General features: G+C 45.8%; 14 protein-coding genes and 1 pseudogene. 7 read left to right on the top strand and 8 right to left on the bottom strand.

The window, feature by feature from the left end:
- Window positions 1-173: 173 nt before the first annotated feature.
- From Q1A70_RS15755 to glyQ, 3 genes are all read right to left on the bottom strand, one after another.
- Window positions 174-2261, bottom strand: coding sequence for an alpha-amylase (locus tag Q1A70_RS15755; protein ID WP_299693576.1), 2088 nt, complete (start codon window positions 2259-2261; stop codon window positions 174-176).
- 190 nt (window positions 2262-2451) lie between these two features.
- Window positions 2452-4518 carry a glycine--tRNA ligase subunit beta gene (gene glyS / locus Q1A70_RS15750; RefSeq protein WP_299693579.1) on the bottom strand — a complete coding sequence of 689 codons (2067 nt, stop codon included), beginning with the start codon at window positions 4516-4518 and terminating at the stop codon, window positions 2452-2454.
- A 2-nt stretch (window positions 4519-4520) separates the two neighbouring features.
- Complete coding sequence (gene glyQ / locus Q1A70_RS15745; protein ID WP_299693582.1) at window positions 4521-5450, bottom strand: glycine--tRNA ligase subunit alpha; 930 nt, start codon at window positions 5448-5450, stop codon at window positions 4521-4523.
- Between the two features lie 420 nt (window positions 5451-5870).
- On the opposite strand from glyQ, the gene Q1A70_RS15740 reads away from it, so the two are divergent.
- Together Q1A70_RS15740 and Q1A70_RS15735 are read left to right on the top strand one after the other, a co-directional pair.
- The gene (locus Q1A70_RS15740; RefSeq protein ID WP_299693585.1) at window positions 5871-6425 is read left to right on the top strand and encodes a TMEM165/GDT1 family protein; all 555 of its coding nucleotides are present in this window, start codon (window positions 5871-5873) and stop codon (window positions 6423-6425) included.
- Window positions 6426-6575: 150 nt separating this feature from the next.
- Window positions 6576-6830 carry a hypothetical protein gene (locus Q1A70_RS15735; protein WP_299693591.1) on the top strand — a complete coding sequence of 85 codons (255 nt, stop codon included), beginning with the start codon at window positions 6576-6578 and terminating at the stop codon, window positions 6828-6830.
- 81 nt (window positions 6831-6911) lie between these two features.
- Here the strand turns inward: Q1A70_RS15735 and tusA are convergent, their stop codons facing one another.
- Window positions 6912-7163, bottom strand: coding sequence for a sulfurtransferase TusA (gene tusA / locus Q1A70_RS15730; protein ID WP_299693594.1), 252 nt, complete (start codon window positions 7161-7163; stop codon window positions 6912-6914).
- A 149-nt stretch (window positions 7164-7312) separates the two neighbouring features.
- Between tusA and Q1A70_RS15725 the strand changes: the two genes are divergently transcribed.
- On the top strand, window positions 7313-7498 hold the full coding sequence (locus tag Q1A70_RS15725; protein WP_004736674.1) for a hypothetical protein: 186 nt from the start codon (window positions 7313-7315) through the stop codon (window positions 7496-7498).
- Window positions 7499-7657: 159 nt separating this feature from the next.
- Window positions 7658-8599: a LysR family transcriptional regulator gene (locus Q1A70_RS15720; protein ID WP_299693600.1), complete on the top strand. Its 942-nt coding sequence runs from the start codon at window positions 7658-7660 to the stop codon at window positions 8597-8599.
- A gap of 112 nt (window positions 8600-8711) precedes the next feature.
- Here the strand turns inward: Q1A70_RS15720 and Q1A70_RS15715 are convergent, their stop codons facing one another.
- The 3 genes from Q1A70_RS15715 to fadB form a co-directional block, all read right to left on the bottom strand.
- Window positions 8712-9692 carry an MDR family oxidoreductase gene (locus Q1A70_RS15715; RefSeq protein ID WP_299693605.1) on the bottom strand — a complete coding sequence of 327 codons (981 nt, stop codon included), beginning with the start codon at window positions 9690-9692 and terminating at the stop codon, window positions 8712-8714.
- Between the two features lie 234 nt (window positions 9693-9926).
- Window positions 9927-11090 carry an acetyl-CoA C-acyltransferase FadA gene (fadA, locus tag Q1A70_RS15710; RefSeq protein ID WP_299693608.1) on the bottom strand — a complete coding sequence of 388 codons (1164 nt, stop codon included), beginning with the start codon at window positions 11088-11090 and terminating at the stop codon, window positions 9927-9929.
- A 26-nt stretch (window positions 11091-11116) separates the two neighbouring features.
- On the bottom strand, window positions 11117-13288 hold the full coding sequence (gene fadB / locus Q1A70_RS15705) for a fatty acid oxidation complex subunit alpha FadB (RefSeq protein ID WP_299693611.1): 2172 nt from the start codon (window positions 13286-13288) through the stop codon (window positions 11117-11119).
- Between the two features lie 226 nt (window positions 13289-13514).
- On the opposite strand from fadB, the gene Q1A70_RS15700 reads away from it, so the two are divergent.
- Genes Q1A70_RS15700 through hemG form a run of 3 tightly spaced genes read left to right on the top strand, consistent with a single transcriptional unit; the run spans window position 13515 to window position 16168 of the window.
- Window positions 13515-14138 (top strand): YigZ family protein, encoded by a 624-nt coding sequence (locus Q1A70_RS15700; RefSeq protein WP_299693614.1) that lies wholly within the window; start codon window positions 13515-13517, stop codon window positions 14136-14138.
- Window positions 14139-14172: 34 nt separating this feature from the next.
- Complete coding sequence (locus tag Q1A70_RS15695) at window positions 14173-15630, top strand: TrkH family potassium uptake protein (RefSeq protein ID WP_299693617.1); 1458 nt, start codon at window positions 14173-14175, stop codon at window positions 15628-15630.
- Between the two features lie 10 nt (window positions 15631-15640).
- Window positions 15641-16168 carry a menaquinone-dependent protoporphyrinogen IX dehydrogenase gene (gene hemG, locus Q1A70_RS15690; RefSeq protein ID WP_299693620.1) on the top strand — a complete coding sequence of 176 codons (528 nt, stop codon included), beginning with the start codon at window positions 15641-15643 and terminating at the stop codon, window positions 16166-16168.
- 152 nt (window positions 16169-16320) lie between these two features.
- On the opposite strand, the pseudogene Q1A70_RS15685 reads toward hemG, so the two are convergent.
- Window positions 16321-16511, bottom strand: a pseudogene (locus Q1A70_RS15685) (hypothetical protein); the annotation flags it as partial.

The raw sequence follows: 16511 nt of genomic DNA, 5'->3' as shown, positions 1-16511 counted from the left end.
GGAGCGTGCAGACAGAGTTACCAAAATGTGCACCAGAGACTGGATTAACCTGACCAGTTAATTTTCCAGATTGGTATAATAAGCCTATGAGTGCTTATTAAATCTGGTTTTAGCGATCAAAAAAGGAGAAGCCGAAGCTTCTCCATGAGTTTTGACTGTTTAAACCCGTGGGCTTATTTCGATCCGGTATACACAACCAACACCTTGTCATCTTGGTATTGGCGTTCGAACGCATAGTAGCCCTTACTGTTACGGATGATGTGCTTACCCTGAGCAACCGAGGGATGGCGTTGACGGAAGTGCCCCAGTTTCTGCCAATGCTCTAACAATTGTGCTCGTTCACCTGTGATTTTATCCCAAGGCATGTCAGAGCGAGTGCCTTGCATTGGGTCGGATCCTGTTGGGCCAAAGTCTCGTGCAATTTCATCACCGTAATAGATCTGCACTGCACCGGGAGCAAGCATTAACGCATTCGCTGCTTTGGCCTGTTTAGCAAAGTCACTGCCGTGTTGCGTCCAGAATAGCGAGGTATCGTGAGACGATAGGTAACTCAACACGTTGAACTCACTGTCAGTGTTAATTTTTTCTGCATAACGAAGGTAGTCAGCATCGAGATCAGATAGGCACTTCAACGCTTTAGGGGCGATGTCGCTCTGGAATTCAAAGTTGATGATCGAATCAAAACCGTTAGCGAAGTAATCTGATTTCACCACGCTATGTGCCCACACTTCGCCTGTCATCCAAAATGGCAGGTCATCTAAGGCTTTGTCTGGGTTGTTCTGCTTCCACTCAGCGAGTGCTTGGTTGGTGCTCTCTTTTAGTTCTGCCCACGCGTCGAGTTCAACGTGTTTAGCGGTATCAACCCTAAAGCCATCAACGCCGTATTCACGCACCCAGTCAGACAACCAAGTGATCAGATGTTCACGAGGCGTTTTAAGTTCATCGGTCGCGCTGGTGGACTTGTTGCGATAGAAGTTCGGTAGCCCTGTGGTTTCTGCCGATTCTGTTTTGAAATCGGGTAGGTGCGCCAAAGACATGGTCAGGTTGTTGTAACCCGGCGAGTCATAAGCGCCAATATCGCTGCGCAGCCATGCTTTGCCCCACCATTTTTCCCACGCCTCTTTGTCGCTATATGAGATGTAGTTATTGAAGTAGTGCCAACTCTGACCTTTAGCGGGTTGCCAGTCTGTCCATTTTTCGCCAAGTGTTTTTGTTGCTGCTTCATCAGTGAGGTTAAGCTTACCAAAGTCGAACTCTTGCATATCAGCAAGTGTGGCGTAGCCAGTGTGGTTCATGACCACATCCCAGACGACACGAATGCCTTTACTGTGCGCGGTATCAATGAAGGTTTTTAGTTCATCTTCGGTACCCATGTTGTCATCAAGCTTGGTCCAATCTTGGTGGTAGTAACCATGGTAGCCATAATGTTTGAAGTCACCACGATCACCTCCGCCAACCCAGCCGTGTATCTGCTCTAATGGAGATGTTATCCAGATGGCGTTAGCACCGAGCGATTCTATGTAGTCGAGCTTTTCGGTTAAGCCTGCTAGGTCACCGCCGTGGAAGGTACCGATTTCATCTTGTCCGTCTTGGCTGCGACCGTAACTATTGTCGTTGTTAGGGTTGCCGTTGTGGAATCGGTCGGTCATCACGAAGTAAACCGTGGCGTTATCCCAACTAAATTCAGCTTTGGTTTCGGGCTCAACCTTTTCTAGCAACAAGACACCTTGGCTATTTTCTGCTGGCTGCATGGTGACGCTGCCATTCGTTACTGTGACTTGTTTGCCCGAAAGAGCGTCTCTTACCACGGTGCCATCATCAAAGGTTTGAGCAACGTCGATGGTGGTTGGCTCGTCACTAGGAACCGGACAAGCAAAGCTTTGTACTTGTTGCTGTTTTGGCTTTATTTGAACCGTCAGCTCATTGTTTTGTGGATTGAGCGTAAACTGATAGGTATTAGCGCGAAAGACCTTGATATCTAATTCAGACTTCTCGGCGCAGTCGTCTAGGCGAAGGAGTTTATTGAATTTGATGCGGTTTTCTTCAGCCAGCGCATAGTTGGTGCCGCAGGTGTTTTTACTGTCGCTGATAGAGAAGGTATAGCTACCTTTAGCGAGTTCCTGTTCAGCAATAACAGTGCCTTTTCCTGTCGATTCAAATACGACAGTGTTGTTATCAATCGTCAGCAATAAGCTGTCATCACTGGTTTGGCTGCATGCGCTGAGTGCGAGTATTGAAAGCGCGAGTACTGTTTTTTTCATTGTTCCCTTCCCCTGAATAAACAGGTCAGTTATAGCAAACAATGCCCTCTACAGTTTGAGTGCTGTTTCATTCAGTTAATCAATAATACCTCTACAAATAAATGCTTGGTTCACAAAAACAAAAAGGGAAGCTTTCGCTTCCCTTTGGGTGTTTACCTTTAATTACTCAGAGTAACTATCTCACGGGTGCTTATTTTTGCAGCAGTGAGATGTCAGCAATCTGTAGGAACAGGTTACGTAGGTTGTTCAGTAGCGTTAGACGGTTCTTCTTCAGAGCTTCGTCATCAGCCATAACCATTACGTTATCGAAGAATGCATCAACCGGTTCACGTAGATCAGCAAGCTTGCTTAGGGCTTCTTGGTAGTTGCCTGTTGCGAATGCTGGTTCTAGTGCTTCCGTCATTACTTCAACGTTTTCAGCCAGTGCTTTCTCTGCGTCTTCTTGAAGAAGCGTTAGGTCGATTTCAGCGGGTAGCTCGCCGTCGAATTTCGCAAGGATATTACCTACACGCTTGTTCGCTGCTGCTAGTGCTTCTGCTGCTTCCAGTTCACGGAAGTGAGAAACCGCTTTAACACGTTGGTCAAAGTCAGCTGGCTTAGTTGGACGACGTGCTAGTACCGCTTGGATGATATCAACGCTGAAACCAGCATCTTGGTACCATGCGCGGAAACGACCTAGCATGAAGTCGATAACGTCAGCTTCTACGTTTTCGTTAGTCAGCTTGTCGCCTAGTAGTTCTTTCGCTTTACCGATCAGATCCGTTAGGTCTAGGTTGTAGCCGTTTTCAACAATGATACGTAGCACACCTAGAGACGCACGACGTAGCGCGAATGGGTCTGAACCTTTTGGTGCTTGACCAATACCGAAGATACCCACGATAGTGTCTAGCTTGTCTGCCATTGCAACTGCTGAAGAGATACCTGTGCTTGGTAGGTCATCACCAGCGAAACGAGGCATGTACTGCTCGTAAAGTGCTAGTGCAACTTGCTCGTCTTCACCATCGTGAGTCGCGTAGTGCATACCCATTACACCTTGAGTATCCGTGAATTCGAATACCATAGAGGTCATTAGGTCACACTTAGCCAGTAGGCCTGCACGCTTAGACTTATCAACATCAGCATCGATTTTCTCAGCGATGTAGCCAGCAAGTTCTGTGATGCGGTCAGTTTTGTCTTTGATAGTACCAAGCTGCTTCTGGAAGATAGCTTGGTCTAGCTCAGGAAGACGGTCGATCAGCGGGCGCTTACGGTCTGTGTTGAAGAAGAACTCAGCATCAGCAAGACGTGGACGTACCACTTTCTCGTTACCTTCGATAACGTGACGAGGCTCTTTAGACTCGATGTTTGATACGAAGATAAAGTTTGGTAGAAGGTTTTTCTCTGCGTCATATACAGGGAAGTACTTCTGGTCGCCTTTCATGGTGTAAACCAAAGCTTCAGAAGGCACTTTTAGGAACTCTTGCTCAAACTTAGCCGTAAGCACCACTGGCCATTCAACCAAAGAGGTGACTTCTTCAACAAGCTCGTCTTCTAGGTCTGCAATACCGCCAACAGCTTCCGCTGCTTTTTTAGCATCAGCAAGGATGATTGCTTTACGTGCTTCGTAATCTGCCATTACTTTACCGCGCTCTTCTAGGATCGCAGGGTATTGGTCAGCAGAATCGATGGTGAACTCTTGTTCGCCCATGAAACGGTGGCCACGGATAGTACGAGCAGATGCTACGCCTAGGATTTCGCCTTCAACAAGCTCATCACCGAGTAGTACTGTCAGTGTTTTTACTGGACGGATAAATTGAATGTCTGAGTTACCCCAGCGCATTGCTTTAGGGATTGGTAGGCCAGCTAGTGCTTTCGCTGCAATGTCCATCACCAATTCTTGAACAGGTTTGCCAGCCACTTCTTGTTTGAAAAGAAGCCACTCGCCTTTGTCTGTTTTCAGACGGTCAGCTTGCTCAACAGTGATACCGTTACCACGAGCCCAACCTTGTGCTGCTTTAGTCGCGTTGCCTTCTGCATCGAATGCTACAGAAACAGCAGGGCCACGTTTTTCAACGACTTTGTCCGCTTGGCCTTCAGCCAGTGCTGTTACTTTAAGTGCTAGACGACGAGGTGCTGCGTACCACTTGATGCCTTCGTGAGAAAGCTCAGCCGTTTTAAGGCCTGCTTCAAAGTTAGAAGCAAATGCTTCTGCTAGAGAACGAAGTGCCGTTGGTGGAAGCTCTTCCGTACCCAGTTCAATTAGAAAATTCTTCGCCATGATTATTTATCCTCGTTCTTTGCTACAGGTCGGCACATTGGGAAGCCAAGCGCTTCACGTGACGCGTAGTACGCCTCAGCAACTGATTTAGTCAGGTTGCGAATACGAAGAATGTAACGTTGACGCTCTGTAACAGAGATAGCTTTGCGCGCATCAAGGATGTTGAATGCGTGACCTGCTTTTAGAATGCGCTCGTAAGCTGGAAGCGGAAGTGGCTTCTCAAGCTCAAGTAGCTCTTTACACTCTTTTTCACACTGATCGAAGAAAGTGAATAGGAAATCGACGTCTGCGTGCTCAAAGTTGTATGTTGATTGCTCTACTTCGTTTTGGTGGAAGATGTCACCGTAAGTCACGTTAGAACCGTCTGGTGCAACGTTCCATACTAGGTCGTAAACAGAATCAACTTCCTGGATGTACATTGCTAGACGTTCGATACCGTAAGTGATCTCGCCAGTTACTGGCTTACACTCAAGGCCGCCAACCTGTTGGAAGTAAGTAAACTGAGTTACTTCCATGCCGTTTAGCCATACTTCCCAACCAAGGCCCCATGCGCCTAGTGTTGGGTTTTCCCAGTTATCTTCAACGAAGCGAATGTCGTGAACAAGTGGGTCAATACCAAGAACCTCTAGTGAGCCTAGGTACAACTCTTGGATATTGTCTGGCGATGGTTTTAGCGCTACTTGGAATTGGTAGTAGTGCTGCAGACGGTTAGGGTTTTCACCGTAACGGCCATCAGTAGGACGACGTGAAGGTTGTACGTAAGCTGTAGACATTGGCTCTGGGCCAAGTGCTCGTAGACATGTCATTGGGTGAGAGGTGCCTGCACCTACTTCCATATCTAGAGGTTGAACAATGGTACAACCGTTTTGAGCCCAGTAATCCTGCAGCGCGAGGATCATTCCCTGGAAGGTTTTGATATCGTATTTTTGCATAGTCAGGTTCGCGCGATTCTTTTAAATGAATGAGAAAAATAACCTCTGAGTATACCGAGATATTCGTAAAGCGAGTAGGGGTAATCTTGTTTAATTAGTGGTCTAAAATGTCGTTTAGTGGATTTTTTTGCCTTTAATGTTTGTTTTTCGGTGCAAGTGGATATTTTGATCAGTTTGGGACTTGTTTTTGAAAAGCTGGGTGATTAAAATCTCGCGGTCTTTGGGGAGTAGCTTGCTTATTCATAGCCTATTGAATGAGTTCGTTCGTCAACATAATTGATGCAAAATCATCATGGCGCTCGAGGCAACCACCACCTTGGTGGGGCTTAGCAAGACCTTAGACAAGCATCGTGAACCGGGATGGGGCGCGAGGTTTGTCTTTGGTTAAATATAATAATCTCCATCCCCAATGAGCATGTCTTGAGCGTTTTAGCTATTTCAATTACAACTGTCGCCTTAGCCGAGATCGGTGATAAGACCCAGTTGTTATCCCTTTTATTAGCCAGTCGATATCGTAAACCGATCCCGATTATCGCCGCTATTTTCTTTGCCACCATTGCCAATCATGCGCTTGCTGCATGGCTCGGAGTCGTGGTTGCAGACTACCTATCTCCAGAAGTTCTAAAGTGGGTGCTGGTGGTCAGTTTTATCGCGATGGCGGGTTGGATTTTGATCCCTGATAAGCTGGATGATGATGAGCAAATCTCGAACCGAGGCCCGTTTGTTGCCAGTTTTATCGCGTTCTTTATTGCTGAAATTGGTGATAAGACCCAGATAGCGACGTCAATCCTTGGGGCTCAATACGCCGATGCTTTAACTTGGGTCGTTCTAGGGACGACCATAGGTATGTTGCTCGCCAATGTGCCTGTGGTGATCATTGGTAAGCTGTCTGCTGATAAGATGCCTCTTGATCTTATTCGTAAGATCACAGCCTTGTTATTTGTTGGTTTGGCCTTTGCGGCGGCTTTCTTTTAGTGAGGACTGTCCGTCTCACCATAACCAATTGGTAGGGTAATGTGTGATGAGTCATACTCTTATTATCTTGTCAGGTTTATCGGGCGAATGAACATATAACTGTCATACTTGTCATGATATTTTAATCTTGTGAGTTAAGAACACGAGGGCATGATTATGTTGACGCGTTATACGGGTATTACTCCACAAAACCAAAGCTATCTATTTACCTTTGGTTTGGCTCTTACATTACTAGGCATGGTGTTGACGGACATGTGGCTGCCGATGGTTGTCGGTGCCATCATCATGACTGGACTGGCGGTGGAGTCTTGGATTCGCATCGCGCATATTATTCCGATGCGCAAAGATATCCGAGACATTCAGCATCAGCTCGAACAGCTGCAAAATAAATCGAGAGATCAATAAAAAAAGCCGCTGGTGCTCTGAGTTCTGTATAAGAACACAAGGTACCAACGGCTTTTTTGATGTTTGATTATCGGTGGGGCGTTATGCCTCTAACCCTTTTCTGATCAAATACTGGTAAGGCAAAGTTTCTGTCACTTGGCCTACCAACTGGTGATCCATAAAGCGACAAAAACTCGGGATATCTCGAGTCGTCGAAGGATCATCGGCTTTTACCAGTAATACATCGCCATCCTGCATGTTTCTAATTGTCTTCCTGACCATCATTACTGGTTCTGGGCAACGCAGGCCTTCAGCTTCTAAAGTGTGGGTTGCCAGCTCAGGTTTGAATGTCATGGTTTGGATCTCTATATCTATCGAACGAGTGAATAATACGTCTGCAGAAAAAATATGCAATAAGTGCTTGGCAAATTGAATTATTTTCTATAACTTAGTTAACAAGTTGATAACAACTTGCAGCGAGGGCAACTAGCTAAGGAGTAGCGATGTTGACAGGATTAGATAGATTAACAATTTATTCGGTGCTCTGTTTTATTTCTTTTTGTGCGTTAGTACTACGCTCATCAACAGAGACCTCACTGATGCCTATTTTTGGCATTGTAGCAACGATTATTGGTATTTGGGTAGAGATGCGCCGCTGGCAAGGTATCGCCGAAGAGCAAGAGCATTAACCCCAATACAATAAGTCATTTCCGATACGAAAACATTCCGACACTATCCCCAATTTTCTTGGGCTTCCCCGCGTAATTGCGGGATTTTTTTTGTCTAAAGCATGCTATAAACAACCTAGCAATCAATCAATGACAATTGTAGACAACTAGGTAAGTGGCGTGGAATTAGAAGACATCTATCGTAGAGACCTAAATTTGCTGGTCGCCTTAAAGGTACTCATTGAAGAGGGCAGTGTTAGTCAGGCCGCACTTCGTCTGAATTTAAGCCAATCGGCAACCAGTCGAGTGCTGGGGCGATTAAGAGATTTACTCAACGATCCGCTGTTTACCCGTCAAGGTCAGCGTCTTATCCCCACTAAGAAAGCACTCGAAATCAGTCAACGTATCGATCAGCCTTTAGAGTCATTTCGCAAGTTGCTTAGCCCGAGTGACTTTGACCCTTATTATTGCAGTGAGCGCTTTCTGATTGCGACCACTGACTACGCGATGCAGACTATTTTGCCGTACGCATTGCCTAAGATATACGAGCAAGCGCCGAATATCTCTTTGGAATTTGCTCCACTGCAGCATGAGCATTTATTTAAACAGCTCAGCACCGAACGCGTCGATATGGCGATTTGCCGTCCGATTGGCAGTATCGCACCACTGCATCAAGAAGTGTTGGGGCCAGTTGGTGTGTCGTGTCTGTTATCTAAAAATCATCCTCTGGCTGGTAAACCACTAAGCCTTGAGGACTATGTGTCTTTGCCTCACGCGATGATCGCCATCAGTGATGGTGTAAAAGCGCTGCTCGATAATGCGTTAGCCAATCAACAACCTCGAAAAATGGTATTACGCGCCTATCACCTTGAAGCGGCATTGGCGATTGTTGATAGAATGCCATTGGTGATCACTGTCCCTGCCGACTTGGCGTATTTGGTCGCTGAGCGTTATGAGTTAGTGGTTAAGCCGCTGCCCTTCGAGTTTATGCCGTTTGATTATTCACTGATCTGGCACTCGCGCTGCGATTCTTCTGACTCGCAACAGTGGTTAAGAAGAGTGGTGAAAGAGGAGTGTGGCGAATTGATTCAAAAGCGGATAGCGGATGTCGGCTTGGGTTAACTAAGGTTTAGCTTGGGTTCACTCGATCTCAAATGACAAAAACGTAAAAGGGCTGATAAAATCAGCCCTTTGCATTTTATATCGGTCTAAATATTACCGTTTGATCTCAAGATTATAGCTTGATGACCACACGACCTGTGATTTGACCGTTAGTGATGTCTTCTGCGGCTTGGATAGCGTTGTCTAGAGACACTTCTTTGGTTGCTTGAGCGTAGAAAGACTCTGGTAGTAGTTCAGCCAGTTGTTCCCACGCTTTAATGCGTTTTTCACGAGGGCACATTACAGAATCAACACCTTGCAGGCGAACGTTACGTAGAATGAATGGCATTACGGTTGTTGGTAAGTCAAAGCCGCCTGCTAGGCCACACATTGCTACCGCACCGTTGTAATCAATTTGCGCTAATACTTTCGCTAATACTTTGCTACCAACGGTATCGATAGCACCAGCCCACAGTTGTTTCTCTAGTGGTTTCGCTGGCTCTTCTAATTCAGCACGTTCTACGATGCGTGAAGCGCCTAATGACTTTAGAAGCTCGCCATTTTCAGAAGCACGGCCAGTCACAGCAGCCACTTTGTAACCTAACTGGTTAAGTAGAGTGATAGACACGCTGCCTACGCCGCCACTTGCACCTGTTACTAGAATTTCACCATCTTCTGGTTTGATGTCAGCATCTACGATCGCTTGTACACAAAGCATTGCCGTGAAGCCAGCAGTACCAATAGCCATTACTTTTTTAGCGTCTAGACCTGCTGGCATTGGCACTAGCCAGTCACCGTTTAGGCTTGCTTTCTCAGCCATGCCACCCCAGTGTCCTTCACCAACACCCCAGCCCGTTAGAACTACTTCGTCGCCCGCCTTGTAGCGTGGGTCATCTGATTGTGAAACTACACCAGAAAGGTCGATACCAGGAACCATAGGGAAGTTACGAACAATGCGCCCTTTTCCCGTAATTGCTAAACCATCTTTGTAGTTCAAAGAAGAGTAGTTCACATCAATTTTTACATTACCTTCTGGTAATTGAGACTCTTCGACTTGAGAAATTGATGCGATAGTTTTTCTGTCTTCTTGGTTTAGTACAAGTGCTTTAAACATGATTTGCTCCGAGGGAGGAATAATTAGGAAACTGAAGTAACTTTAGTTGAATTTTCGGAGAAAAAATAATGAAACATTAACATTGAATTTATGCGTTTTATGCATAGATTGATATGGTGTCTTTGCTTTTTCTCTGTTTATTGAGTGGATCTATCTGCCGATCACAATAAAAAGTGCAGCTATAGAAATATAGCTGCACTAAAATCACTCGGTAAGTTTTACCTCCACTGAGCGCTATGGGCGTTCAAATACCGTTGCAATACCTTGCCCCAAACCAATACACATGGTTGCTAGGCCGTACTTCACGTCTTGCGCTTCCATTAGGTTGATTAGGGTGGTCGAGATACGAGAGCCTGAACAGCCAAGTGGGTGACCCAGTGCTATCGCACCGCCGTTAAGGTTTACTTTCTCGTCAACCACATCCAGTAGGCCTAGGTCTTTAGCACATGGTAGGGATTGAGCAGCAAATGCTTCGTTTAGCTCAACCACACCCATGTCTTCAATCGTTAGACCAGCGCGCTTCAGCGCTTTCTTGGTTGCGGGTACTGGTCCGTAACCCATGATTGAAGGGTCACAGCCTGCGATAGCCATAGACTTCACTCGAGCACGAATCTTAAGGCCAAGCGCATTGGCTTTCTCTTCGCTCATGATCAACATTGTCGATGCACCATCAGACAGTGCTGATGATGTGCCTGCTGTCACCGTGCCGCTGGCTGGGTCAAACACAGGGCGCAACTGAGATAGACCTTCAACCGTAGTTTCTGGGCGAATCACTTCATCGTAATCCAGAGTAAACAGTGAACCGTCTGCTGCGTGAGCTTCGGTTGGTAGGATTTCGTTCTTGAAACGACCTTCTACTGTTGCAGCTTGTGCACGAGCGTGTGAGCGTGCAGCGAAGGCATCTTGGTCTTCACGGCTAATACCGTGCATTTTACCTAGCATTTCAGCGGTTAGGCCCATCATCCCTGCCGCTTTCGCTACGTTCTTGGACATACCCGGGTGAAAATCAACACCGTGGTTCATTGGTACATGACCCATGTGTTCAACACCACCGATCAAGCAGATTTCCGCATCACCAACCATGATTGAGCGTGTTGCATCATGCAGAGCTTGCATAGATGAACCACATAAACGGTTAACGGTGACAGCGCCAATTTCAATCGGTAAGCCAGCCAGTAGAGCGGCGTTACGTGCAACGTTGAAGCCTTGCTCTAGCGTTTGTTGTACACAGCCCCAGTAGATATCTTCTATCTCAGAAGGGTTAACTTCTGGGTTACGCTCTAAAATGCCTTTCATCAAATGCGCAGACAGATCTTCAGCACGAGTGTGACGGTAAGCTCCACCTTTGGAACGTCCCATTGGGGTGCGAAGGCAATCAACAACAACTACATTATTCATTTTGCTATTCCTTTTCCAAATGTGGGTTACAGAGAACTGGCTTGTTGAGCGTCGTAAAAGCTTTCGCCTTTCGCTGCCATATCAAGCAATAGTTGAGGAACTTGGTACATTGCACCTAAGTCTTGGTAGCCTTTCGCCATTTCAACGAAGTTACCAATACCCACACTGTCTAAATAGCGGAATACGCCGCCTCTGAATGGAGGGAAGCCTAATCCGTAAACCAGTGCCATATCCGCTTCTTGCGGTGTCGCGATTATGCCTTCTTCTAAACAAAGCACCACTTCGTTGATCATAGGAATCATCACACGTTGGATAATTGTCTGGTCATCAAAATCTTGTGGTTGTTCGCATACGTCAGCCAAGATAGGAAGAATGTCTTCAGAGAAGGTCTTCTTAGGACGACCGCGTTTGTCTACGCTGTATGTGTAGAAGCCGCTACCGTTTTTCTGACCGTATTTTTCAGCAACGTAAAGTGCATCAATCGCATCACGGCCTTCTTTACCCATACGCTCAGGGAAACCTTGCGCCATTACAGCTTGTGCGTGGTGTGCTGTGTCTAGTCCCACAACGTCTAGTAAGTATGCAGGGCCCATTGGCCAACCGAACTTACGCTCCATCACTTTATCGATCTTGGTGAAGTCAGCGCCGTCACGTAGCAACATGCTAAAACCGCCAAAGTAAGGGAAAAGTACACGGTTGACGAAGAAGCCTGGGCAATCATTTACAACGATAGGGGATTTACCCATCTTCGCAGCGTAAGCAACAACGCGATTGATTGTCTCTTCTGAAGTATGTTCACCACGGATGATCTCAACCAAAGGCATGCGATGCACTGGGTTAAAGAAGTGCATGCCACAGAAATTTTCAGGGCGCTTCAGTGATTTCGCTAACAGGTTGATCGGAATCGTAGAGGTGTTTGATGTTAGAACTGTGTCTTCACCAACCAAACCTTCCACTTCGCTTAATACTGCTGCTTTTACTTTCGGGTTTTCTACAACCGCTTCTACAATCACGTCTGACTGTTCGACACCTGCGTAATGCAGACTTGGAGTAATAGAAGACAGAATGTCTGCCATCTTGAATCCATCTAGGCGACCGCGCGATAAGCGTTTATTCAACAGTTTAGAAGCTTCGTTCATACCAAGATCAAGCGATGCTTGGGCGATGTCTTTCATCATCACTGGCACGCCCTTCAATGCTGATTGGTAAGCAATACCGCCGCCCATGATGCCAGCACCTAGTACGGCTGCACGTTCGGTTGCTTTGTTTGCTGACTTACCTGCTTGTTTTGCTAAGCCTTTAATGTATTGGTCATTTAAGAACAGGCCTACCAGTGCTTTCGCTTCTTCAGATTTTGCTAGCTTAACGAAGTGCTTACGTTCGATGTCTAGAGCTGCATCGCGATCGCTACGCGCTGCTTCTTCAATAGCAATCACGGAAGTAATCGGTGCTGGGTAGTGAGGCCCTGCTTTTTGAGCCACTAAGCCCTTAGCCATGGTAAAGCTCATCATCGCTTCGAGTTTGCTGAGTGAAAGCGCGGATGTTTTTTGTTTACGGCGTAGCTGCCAATCTAATTTTTCATTGGCTGCTAGAGATACGGTGTTTATTGCTGATTCTAGTAATTGGTCTGTTTCAACAATCGCATCTAACAAGCCAACTTTAAGTGCTTCATCTGCACGGCATGCTTTGCCTTGCGTGATAATTTCCATTGCGCTGTCAGCACCGATAACACGAGGCAGGCGTACACAACCACCAAAGCCAGGCATGATGCCAAGTTTGGTTTCAGGTAGGCCTATGCTGGTGGTCTTGTCACCGATACGGAAATCGGTAGCGAGTACACATTCACAGCCACCGCCAAGGGCATGACCACGCATCATTGAAAGCGTTGGGACAGGGAGGTCTTCGAGCTTACTGAAGATTGAATTAGCGAATCTTAACCATTCATCAAGTTCTGCTTCTGGCTTAGCAAATAGGCCAAGAAATTCAGTGATGTCTGCGCCTACAATGAACGCGTCTTTGTTTGAAGTTAAGATTAAACCACGTAATCCAGCGTGAGCATTAAGAGCATCTAACGCTTTATCTAGTGATTCTAAAGTCGCAAGGTCGAGCTTGTTTACAGAGGCTGGTGCACAGAAGCTTAATTCCGCAATACCATCTTGTAATTCCTTTACCTGTAGGGTGTTAGCTTGGTAAATCATTGTCTATCTCCATGACATACAATCCACGATTGTTTGAGAGAATCTTGTTATCTTTCTATTATTGTAGAGAACCTGGTAAGACCAGTTGTATTAGTCTGTACCTCTGGTTGATGAATTTCAATACATTTTTAAACAATTGTTTAACATTGTGCGATAGCACAGATCCTCTAACTGTTATTATTTACGCGTGATACACTTCATTTATCTTATTAATTAAGTTAACGATATGAATGAACAGCCTTATTTAATCCCTGCCACTTCGGCCCTATTTGAAGAAGAGATAAAGAAAAGCGTCTTTATTACGCATCTTGCTCATACGCCAAGTGTAGAAGCTGCGAAACAGTTCGTAGAGCAGATAAAAAAAGAGCACGCTTCTGCACGACATAACTGCTGGGGTTTTGTCGCAGGTAGACCTGAAGATTCAATGCGTTGGGGATTTAGTGATGATGGTGAACCCTCAGGTACAGCGGGTAAGCCTATCTTGGCGCAACTGTCTGGTTCTGGTGTCGGTGAATTGACGGCGGTGGTGACTCGTTACTCCGGTGGGATCAAGCTTGGTACAGGAGGCTTGGTTAAGGCGTACGGCGGAGGAGTGCAACAAGCCCTCAAGCTGCTTCAAACAATCGAGAAAAAAATAACCACAAAATTACGGCTAGAGTTAGACTATGGCTTCGTGCCGATCGCACAATCCATCATGGCCCAGCATAAGGCAGTTGAGCTCCAAGCGGATTATGGTATTCAAGTTGAGCTCATTATCGAGATAGAGCTTCTTCAGGTAGATTCGTTTACCCAAACCATGATCAATAAAAGCGGTGCTAAGGCACTGGTCATGAAAGTTAAACACAACTAGGAAGTGTGAAGCATTTCGCTTCGTTCAATAGCTCATGCAATTTCGCTCCATTATTCGAATCGTCGGATTATTATTAGCACTTTTTAGTGTATCAATGCTCGCCCCTGCGCTCGTCGCACTGATCTATCGAGATGGTGCGGGTGTACCGTTTGTGACGACCTTCTTCGTGCTGTTGTTTTGTGGCGCGGTTTTCTGGTTTCCAAACCGACGTTATAAGCATGAATTAAAAGCGCGTGATGGCTTTTTGATTGTGGTGTTGTTCTGGACGGTAATCGGCAGTGCGGGTGCGCTGCCGTTTTTGATCGCCGATAACCCCAATATTTCAGTCACCGATGCCTTCTTTGAATCTTTTTCTGCATTAACTACCACCGGTGCGACTGTGATTGTCGGCCTTGATGACCTGCCTAAGGCAATTCTGTTTTACCGTCAGTTTCTACAATGGTTTGGTGGTATGGGTATCATCGTATTAGCGGTCGCCATCCTTCCCGTTCTCGGTATCGGTGGTATGCAGCTATATCGTGCAGAAATTCCAGGTCCGGTTAAAGACAGTAAGATGACACCGCGTATTGCTGAAACGGCAAAAGCACTGTGGTACATCTATCTGAGTCTAACTATTGCTTGTGCGGTGGCGTTTTGGCTTGCAGGCATGAGCTTCTTTGATGCGATCAGTCATAGCTTCTCTACTATCGCAATTGGTGGCTTCTCGACTCATGATGCGAGTATGGGCTATTTCAACAGTCCGGCAATCAACATGATCACGGTCGTGTTCCTTCTTATCTCTGCGTGTAATTATTCACTCCACTTTGCAGCCTTTGCTTCTGGTGGTGTGCATCCTAAGTATTATTGGAAAGATCCTGAATTCCGCGCCTTTATCTTTATTCAAGCAGTCTTGTTCTTAGTTTGTTTCTTATTACTGCTGAATCACCACTCTTATGACTCGTATTACGACGCTTTCGACCAAGCGTTGTTCCAAACTGTGTCTATATCTACCACAGCAGGTTTCACTACGACTGGTTTCTCTGAGTGGCCATTGTTCTTACCTGTTCTGCTTCTATTCTCTTCTTTTATAGGTGGTTGTGCAGGTTCAACGGGTGGCGGTATGAAAGTCATTCGAATATTACTGCTTACCTTGCAAGGTGCTCGTGAAATGAAGCGCCTTGTTCATCCGCGAGCTGTCTATACCATCAAAGTTGGCGGGTCAGCATTATCACAACGTGTTGTGGATGCGGTTTGGGGATTTTTCTCGGCATACGCACTGGTTTTTGTGGTTTGCATGTTAGCGCTTATCGCCACCGGGATGGATGAGCTAAGTGCTTTCTCTGCTGTGGCGGCGACATTGAATAATCTTGGCCCCGGCCTTGGTGAGGTGGCGGTGCACTTTGGCGATGTGAATGACAAAGCGAAATGGGTGCTGATCGTATCGATGCTATTCGGCCGTTTGGAAATATTTACTTTATTAATTTTATTGACCCCTACGTTTTGGCGTAGCTAAGGACAACATTGTGGCAAAAGCTCTATTTTTGTATTCAAGCCGTGAAGGGCAGACCAAGAAAATTTTGAACTATATAAAAGAAGAAATGCATGAGGTCGAATGTGAGCTTCAAGATTTGCATACGCTTGGTCATGTCGACTTTGCTCAATATGACAGAATTCTGATTGGTGCATCGATTCGTTATGGTCATTTCAATAAGAAGCTATATCAGTTTATTGGTGCCAACCTTGCCCAGTTGCAATCAAACAAGGTTGCTTTCTTTTGTGTGAACTTAACGGCTCGTAAAGAAGATCAAGGTAAAGATACGCCTGAAGGTAGCGCCTATATTAAGAAATTTCTTGTTAAGTCCCCGTGGCAACCTACTTTGATCGGTGTATTTGCTGGTGCCCTCTATTACCCTCGTTATAACTGGTTCGACAGAACCATGATTCGCTTCATTATGAATATGACAGGTGGTGAAACGGATACCACCAAGGAAATCGAGTACACAAACTGGGAGAAAGTCTCTTTGTTCACTGAAAAACTAAAGAATATGTAAGAGAAAAGCCTACTTTTGAGACGTTTTGAACTCTTTTTAATCGAATGGATAAAAAAATGAGAAAAAGCTCAAAAAGGGCTTGCCAGTGTGATCGAAATCTCTATAATTCCACCTCGCTGACACGGGATGGCTTCAACAGAAACCAGAACCAATCAGCAGGTCAAATTAGCCAAGCTAAGCGCTTGAAAAAAGTTTTGAAAAAAGTGGTTGACACTAAAACTTAAATCGCTAAAATGGCCGTCCGATTTGAGCGAAGCTCGAAAAGGAAAGCTCTTTAACAATTTAAACCTATCAATCTGTGTGGGCACTCGTTGATGAATATCAAAACGTTTTATCTTCCCTT

The sequence above is a fragment of the uncultured Vibrio sp. genome (assembly GCF_947488985.1).
Classification (GTDB): domain Bacteria; phylum Pseudomonadota; class Gammaproteobacteria; order Enterobacterales; family Vibrionaceae; genus Vibrio.
The sequence above is the reverse complement of the archived record's forward strand: the minus strand, read 5'-3'. Positions and strand labels throughout refer to the sequence as shown.

What these genes read in the sequence shown, in the direction of transcription:
- Q1A70_RS15735 (WP_299693591.1), top strand. Translation starts at nt 6,576, where the DNA reads ATGATTATGTTGACGCGTTATACGGGTATTACTCCACAAAACCAAAGC.
- Q1A70_RS15695 (WP_299693617.1), top strand. Translation starts at nt 14,173, where the DNA reads ATGCAATTTCGCTCCATTATTCGAATCGTCGGATTATTATTAGCACTT.
- fadB (WP_299693611.1), bottom strand. Translation starts at nt 13,288, where the DNA reads ATGATTTACCAAGCTAACACCCTACAGGTAAAGGAATTACAAGATGGT.
- Q1A70_RS15700 (WP_299693614.1), top strand. Translation starts at nt 13,515, where the DNA reads ATGAATGAACAGCCTTATTTAATCCCTGCCACTTCGGCCCTATTTGAA.
- glyQ (WP_299693582.1), bottom strand. Translation starts at nt 5,450, where the DNA reads ATGCAAAAATACGATATCAAAACCTTCCAGGGAATGATCCTCGCGCTG.
- tusA (WP_299693594.1), bottom strand. Translation starts at nt 7,163, where the DNA reads ATGACATTCAAACCTGAGCTGGCAACCCACACTTTAGAAGCTGAAGGC.
- Q1A70_RS15755 (WP_299693576.1), bottom strand. Translation starts at nt 2,261, where the DNA reads ATGAAAAAAACAGTACTCGCGCTTTCAATACTCGCACTCAGCGCATGC.
- glyS (WP_299693579.1), bottom strand. Translation starts at nt 4,518, where the DNA reads ATGGCGAAGAATTTTCTAATTGAACTGGGTACGGAAGAGCTTCCACCA.
- Q1A70_RS15725 (WP_004736674.1), top strand. Translation starts at nt 7,313, where the DNA reads ATGTTGACAGGATTAGATAGATTAACAATTTATTCGGTGCTCTGTTTT.
- Q1A70_RS15715 (WP_299693605.1), bottom strand. Translation starts at nt 9,692, where the DNA reads ATGTTTAAAGCACTTGTACTAAACCAAGAAGACAGAAAAACTATCGCA.
- fadA (WP_299693608.1), bottom strand. Translation starts at nt 11,090, where the DNA reads ATGAATAATGTAGTTGTTGTTGATTGCCTTCGCACCCCAATGGGACGT.